General features: G+C 29.4%; 1 protein-coding gene. It reads left to right on the top strand.

Translation table 4 applies throughout. The features are described 5' to 3' along the window. The coding region (locus JXZ91_RS02995) for a hypothetical protein (protein WP_205851533.1) at positions 1-2,313 on the top strand (2,313 nt) is incomplete at both ends.

Below are 2,313 nucleotides of genomic sequence, written 5' to 3'. Positions count from 1 at the left end.
AAAAAGATAATTTTAAAGCTGAGTTTAAAGAACTAGAAAATAAAATCAAAACTGCTGAACAAAAACAAGCAGATATTTTAGCTCGCAAAAATCAAATTGATCAAGAAAGAAATGATGCTAAACAACAGCTTGAGACTATTAAAAAATCTTTTGAAGAAAACTCAAACAATTATGATGCTAACAAAAACAATTTGGCAGAAGTAGAAAAATCAATAGCAGCTTTAGAAAAAAATAAAGCAGATATTGAAAAATTACTACAAAAACTTGATGAAATTCAATTTGATGAACCTAAAGCTGAAGCTGGTGCGTTAAAAACTAATATTATAGATAAACTAACTGAAGCTAGAAATCAAAAATCAGCACTAGAAACAGCTGCTGAACAAGAAAGACAAAGAATTGCTCAACTAAAACAAAACTTTAATGCTGCTAAAGATGCTTTAAAACAATTAACTGAAGCTTTAAATAAGGCTGATGGTTTAGATGATAGACAAACAGCACTGGATGCTTTAGAATCTAAACTAACTGAAGTTCAAAACCTAGTTAACATCCCAGAAGACGATAAAACCAAAAATGCTAAAGCTGAATATGATGCTTTCAAATCAGCTTATGATAATGCTAATAATTTAGTTGCAACTCAAAAACAACAAATAAAACAAGCTAAAGAAGAAATTGAAAACAAGGTTAAAGAACTAGAACAAAAAGCTCAAGAAGCTATTCAAAAAGCCAACACAGCTATTGCTGATAATAAAGCAACTGACTTACAAGCTTCATTAACAGAATTAGGTACCCTAGAAACCAAACTAGATGATTTAGTTAAAGAGATTGAACCTAAAAAATACAAAGCTCAAACTGATAAAGCTAAGGCTTTATTAAATAATGTTAAATCTAAAAAAGATGAAGTTAACCAAAAACTAAATGCTGAAAATAATAGAATTAATAAAGTTAAAACAGAATTGGAAAAAGCTAAAAATGATTTAGCTAATGCTAAAAAACATGCAACTGATAATATTAATAATATTGATGAGCTTAAAAAAGCTATTGTTGCTTTAGAAGCCCAAAAAACTACTTCTCAAGGTAAATATGATGAACATAATATACCTATTAACCAAGCTGTTGGCGAACTTAAGACAGCTTTAGATAATCTAAAAGATGAATTAAAAGATATAGATGCATTTATAGCTAACTTAAAACAAACACAAGAAGCTAATGAAAAAGAAGTTAAAGATAAATTGGATGATGCTTTAAAGAAAGCTGAAGATGCCATTAAAAAAGCAGATGAAGCCGGCACTGATAAAGCTAAACTAGACGAAGCTAAAGACGCCTTAGAAAAAGCCAAAGAAGCCTTAGAAGAAGCAAAACAAAAAGCTGAAGAAAAAGGCGATGCTGATTCAGCTAAACAAGCTGAAGATAAAGCAAAAGAAGTAACCGAGAAATTAGATGAAATCAATAATAAATTAGATGATACTATAGCTAAAGAAATTGATGGAGCAACTGCAACATTAAAAAATGCTATTAATAATTTAAATTCAAAAGATGGAGTTGATGAACTAAATACAGAACTGCCAAAATTTGAAGCTGAAATTGCTAAAGCTAAAGCTGTTTATGATAAATATAATAAAGATGAATACAAAAACAAAGTTTCAGTCCCTGAAAAATTAGAAGCACTAAAAAACACTTTAGATCAAGCAAACACTCTTAAAACAACTAAAATAAATGATAGAGATACTAAAAAACAGGCTACAGAAAATAAATATACTGAAGCTGAAACTGCCAAAAATGAAGCATTTACAGAATCAAATGATGCTGGTGAAGATTCAACCAAATTAGCAGCCGCTTTAGAGAAACTAAGAGCAGCAAAACAAAAAGCAACTGAAGCTAAAACTTTAGCTATTACTAATAAATATAAAGAATATGAAACTAAAGCTGAAAACTTAGAAAAAGCAATTGATGACAAAATCACTGAAACACAAGAAGCTCTAGATAAAGCTAAAGGTGAAGATGCTAGAGTTGATGCTTTAGAAAAAATCTTAAAAGAAGTTATTAAAAACCTTAAAGCAAAACGTGATGAGGCTAATGGTGCTAAAGGTAATATTGATTCATTGGATAGAATTTTGCCCGAACTAGACACCGAACTAAAATCTGCTATTCAAAAACATAATGATGAAAACAAACTAGAAAACACTAAGCATCAAAAACTTGATGTTGTTCTAAAACAACTAAAAACGCTAACTGATGAAGTTAGTGGTGTTTACAATACTCTAAATACAGAAAATAAACAAAATAAAGAGCAAATCGAAAATGCTTTAGCTAAAG

The organism is Mycoplasma enhydrae (assembly GCF_017116825.1).
GTDB lineage: Bacteria > Bacillota_I > Bacilli_A > Mycoplasmatales > Metamycoplasmataceae > Metamycoplasma > Metamycoplasma enhydrae.
Note: the sequence above shows the minus strand (reverse complement) of the source record. Positions and strands in the feature narration are given on the sequence as shown.